3 protein-coding genes are annotated in these 4875 nt (G+C 39.1%); 2 read left to right on the forward strand and 1 reads right to left on the reverse strand.

Going from position 1 to position 4875, the window contains the following annotated elements:
- Nucleotides 1–505 precede the first annotated feature (505 nt).
- Complete coding sequence (locus RW114_RS19830) at nt 506–2251, reverse strand: AAA family ATPase (RefSeq protein ID WP_340124467.1); 1746 nt, start codon at nt 2249–2251, stop codon at nt 506–508.
- 1111 nt (nt 2252–3362) lie between these two features.
- On the opposite strand from RW114_RS19830, the gene RW114_RS19835 reads away from it, so the two are divergent.
- Both RW114_RS19835 and RW114_RS19840 read left to right on the forward strand, forming a co-directional pair.
- The gene (locus RW114_RS19835; RefSeq protein WP_340124468.1) at nt 3363–3668 is read left to right on the forward strand and encodes an integration host factor subunit beta; all 306 of its coding nucleotides are present in this window, start codon (nt 3363–3365) and stop codon (nt 3666–3668) included.
- 856 nt (nt 3669–4524) lie between these two features.
- A complete protein-coding gene (locus RW114_RS19840; protein WP_340124469.1) occupies nt 4525–4761 on the forward strand; it encodes a hypothetical protein in 237 nt (78 codons plus the stop codon).
- Nucleotides 4762–4875: the final 114 nt, after the last annotated feature.

Below are 4875 nucleotides of genomic sequence, written 5' to 3' on the forward strand. Positions count from 1 at the left end.
ACCATCAAGGTAGGTGACATCTAATTGGCGTAGGCTATGGTCGCTCAGTTTCATAGAAAGGTTGTGTCAGAAATTTAGTCAGCAGTATGCTTGAATTAGCGTCAGTTTGCGAGAGGGGGGTGAACGCTTACCATAACTGTAGCCCATGACTAGCAAGGGTTTACAGTATTTTATAACCGTACGTTTTCAAAGTAGGATGGGAGTAGTTAGTTTTTATTAGAAAATAATACAGCTTATGTACAATTAGCACTGAGTGTGGTTTTTCACAGAAAGTAGCCCTATTCAGCTCACGAAGCACGTGGACTGCGTAAAATAACCAAATATTGTTGAAAACTTTACTAAATTCATATCTTGAGCTTACTCCCATCTTAGCCAGAAAATGTATACCTTTGAAATCGCCACAGCACATGACTGGCAAGGGATTTATGGTTTTTAAAGTTATACGATTCCACAGTAAGATGGGAGTGTTAAAAAACAGTCAATTTCAAGTGGTTAAGATCAATGACTAATTATGAATAAACCCCATTCTGACTTCATGACTTCCGAAATCTCTGGGTTCAAAATCTTTCGGGATAATGTTATGTTGCATGTCAGATGATTTTTTGTCTGAATGCCTGAGTGCCGCTTTCCCGCTTGCTGCAATCAGCTCCTTTTGAATCCGCCGTGGTTCAAGTCCACATCCAATGATTTTAGTAATGACAGCTGGTGAGAGCTCCTCATTGAATTTTAATCCCCAATGATTACTAGCCCTGATATTATTGTAAATAGATTGCAAGACACATTTCATTTGTTGCTTCGAGGGGCGTTCAATTTTAATGATAGTGAAGCGAGACAATATAGGTTCAGCTATCGTATCGAGCGTATTTGCTGTGCCTACCCACACAAGATGGGCACAATTCGTCGGTATTTCCAAACCCTCGTCTATAAATGTTGCCGCCGTTTCTTTTTCAAGCAATGAATATAATGCCCCCAGAGGATCGTATCGTTTGTCGCCTGTTGCTTTGTCACACTCATCCACAACCGTTAGGATATTGGCCAGTTTAAACCGCGCTAGTGCCTCGACCACGCGACCTGGCTTCCCCTCTGCCCATGTGGGTGATGATCCACCTAAAACGAACCCCGCAGTCATGCCAGACAAACTAATTAGCTCACAATGAGTCCCAATTATTTTAGACAGTGCATTGCAGAAAAAAGTTTTTCCGATGCCAGGTGGGCCTAATAAAAGCAGTGGGTCAGCATAAAATATATTGTGATAGGACAGTTGTGCCAAAGCAAATTGTTGTCTATAGTAATCAATGGCTTCCGAGAAATTTGGAAAATCTATGCGCAGCCGCTCCAGTTCATCAAAAATATCTGCTGGTAGTTTTGCTAAAGGTAAAAATCCTTCAGTATCGCCCAAATAATTTGTAAAGCGCTGATGATTGCGATGCAAATTGGTTCGACTATTATGCTCCTTTAGCAGCTTCTTCATTCTTTTCACATTAAAAACTTCAACTAATTCGGTCAGTTGATCTACTTGTTCGATAGATTGATCTGCTACGGTAACGGTGCCTGCTGGAGGTGTATTTAGTAATTGCTTTGAGCGCTTTTGTTCTGCATGAACTCCGTCTAGTTCAGTTTTTTCAGCATTGCTTAATTCCTCAGCTTCATCGTCTGAGACAGGCTTAAGCGCTGATGATAATGATTTTTTTCCGCACTGATCGGTATTCATGGGTTCCGTATCATCGACATCAACGATTTCATCATTAATGGCATTCTGATCGCCTTCCCAGCTTTTGTAAGCGCAACTCAAGCAAACATGGGTGTAGCCCATCATGCCCTTAGGTGCGGTAGGTAAAAATGGTGCGTCTTTGCGCACCTCTTCGTCTTTGATATTTAATTTAACCAGTTCATGGCTGCATATATAGCAATATCTCAATGAGAGTTCTATTGCATTGTTTACACAATAATTTATAGCAAAGTCACGCGCTTCAATTTGCTTGCCAGCTTGAATAAATATCCGTAATTTTCGTTGATATAGCGCTGAAACGTCAGTTTCATTGCCCTCTCCAAACAGTTCTTCGGTAATACGCAGATATGCAATATTGGGTTTATCGGTCGCGAATACATCTTCAATGTCGGATAAAAAATCATTAACAATTAGACCTAAACCTGACGAAACCCGAATTACAAAGGGCTTAATCCAGGGGTGCATGCGAACATTTGTTTCGTAAGTTACGTCTGCATTTACTGATTCACGAATTACATGCATGTTATTTACTCCATTTTTTAATAAAAATGCCAGTGTTCACCTGTAAGTGCCTACTGGATTGAGCAATAGTCTTGTTAGATCATTACATTAGTGTTGACTATACACATATTATGGTAGTTATTCAATATGTTTTAAAACCTATCATATAAAGAAAGCTAGAATGTATCTTTTGCTTTGGCGATAGGGCAGGGTTAATGCATTGGGCTTTTGAATTTAAATTATTCATTGATGAAGATTAGAATTGATTCAGCGCCTAAGGCAACAACTGTAATGCTATGACCTCTCTTTTTAAACAGACACTTAAGATAATATATGCCCGATAATCTTATCAATTTTAACGCATAATCAGCTTCAGTATCCTCAGATGATTGCTATCAGGTTTATAGGGTTCAATTGAAACAAAAAATTGAATGATTAAATTGCTCAAGGAATTGTTTATATCTGAAGTTTCCCAGTTCTTGGGCCCGTAGCCTATAAGGGAAAACCTATTAAAGTGGGGTTTGCCATAAACGTAGCAAACCCTACATTAAATACCCACCCCAGATAAGTAGCGGGATAAAGGCTTTTAGAAACTGGGAAACTTCAGGTTTATATGAAACGATTATTAAGATTGGCTGTCCTGTATGTAGCAAGCCTCGCAACAAAGGTAATCAAAAATGCTCAAAAATTACCCAATTGAAAGCTATGAAAGCGAGATGCGTATTCCGATTCAAAGCGACCACCAATTCCAGACGAATGCAGCCACCCATTCCGTTTTAAAGCGGCCACCGAATCCGGTAAATACTGCCACCCTTTGGTGATGGTGTTTTAGCATTTTTTGACGCGGGATAACTAATCGATATTCTGCTATACATCCTGCGGGCTTTATTTTACAGGACAGTTTGATCGTGCATCATAAGCAATTCAATATTTTGACAAAGAAAATAGATAGATTGAAACAAGATCGGGAGTGGTTAAGCATTGCGCACTTCTTACGTAACAGACTGAAATTTTATGGCTTCCTGAAGCTGGCCTTATAAAACCTGTAAAACAATATATTTTTCAATTGAATAGAAAACCAAAGCCTTGCAATCTGCTAGAATAAATCAATAATTATTAATGGAGTTGAACAGTGGTAAAGTCAGAGCTGGTGCGCGTGCTAAATGAAAAATTACCAGAGCTTCGGGAGTCCGATGTGGAATTAGCTGTAAATTGTATGCTGGAGCAGATGATAGCCGCTTTAGCTATAGGTGAGCGCATAGAGGTTCGAGGTTTTGGTTCTTTCAGTGTTCGTCAACGCCCTCCACGGCTTGCACGTAATCCGAAAACAGGTGAAACTGTTAACTTACCCGCTAAAACAGCTGTTCATTTTAAACCTGGCAAGGAAATTAGAGATCGAGTGGATTCAACACGTGACCAATCCCGCATCACAGATTAATAGGAAATACTGGAAGAAATCGGATGATGATCGTTTCAACAAAAAAGGTAGCACAATTTAGAGCACTAGATGTTCCACAGGTGAAGCGATTTAAAGCATTAAATAGCCCCGCAGCTTGGATAGCATTGCTTGAACTGCATGCAGCCAAAGGCAGAGCACTATGATACAAAGAGAATTAACAGATCAGGCATTTGCACTGTATCGCAGGATATTAGAGGTTGAGGGTATGTCTGATTTTTCTTCGCGTCGGGCAAACAGGCTGCGTCATTTGGCCGATAGAGCTTTTAATCGTTACACTCGGCGAAAGAATGCTTATGAGCGATTTATCAATGCGTAGGCAGAGTGAAATTCCAGGGAGAAACGTAGGTTGGTTAAGGATAATGGTGTTGCCGCACCAGATGGCATTAGACGCCAGTCAAGGTAGATGACTTATAAAAAATCCTGCTTGTTCATAACGGTAAACAATCCAGCCGTTTCTAAGTGCTTGATAAATTCTTACGCACAGCAACAATCAACTACTTAGGAAAGCCTTCAAATAAACGACTTAATGTTCGAAAAATAACTGTAAGTCGTTGATATTTTATAGGGTTATTAAATTGTTAAGTTTTTGTACGATTTAACAAAACTGTAATAAAAACCGCAGGTAAGCTGCAAATAAAACAATCAACTAACAGAGTTATCCACAGATTTTGTGAGTAACTTTTGACTGCATTTTAACCATTTGTATTTGTCGAATTTAATTGGTTTAGCATGGGTGAGTGCAGAAGTAGGTTGCCCTACCTACGCTTTTTTTATAATGAAGCCAAACTTATTTGTTTCATGTAATCCTAAATAATACGTAGCCCAAAAACAATTCATGGAAAATTTCAATTATTTTACTTTTGCCCGCGCTCTTCATGTTATCGGTGTGGTGCTTTGGATCGGCGGCATGGCATTTGTTACAACAGTGCTAATTCCATCACTTAGAAAAATAACTGATTCAACTAACCAGTTGGAATTATTCGAGCAACTTGAAGGAAAATTTTCATTTCAGGCAAAGCTCGCCACATTGGTTACCGGAGTTTCTGGCTTCTATAGACTTCCAGAAAATTAATTTCCAAAACAGTAAAAAACTCCTTTGAAGATATACTTATTTCTACTGAAAAAACTTAAAGGAGCACTTAAAATCATAACGCTAAGCTTTTCGAATTCAATTGTACAAAAACTG

The organism is Methylobacter svalbardensis, assembly GCF_037671525.1.
Classification (GTDB): Bacteria; Pseudomonadota; Gammaproteobacteria; order Methylococcales; family Methylomonadaceae; genus Methylobacter_A; species Methylobacter_A svalbardensis.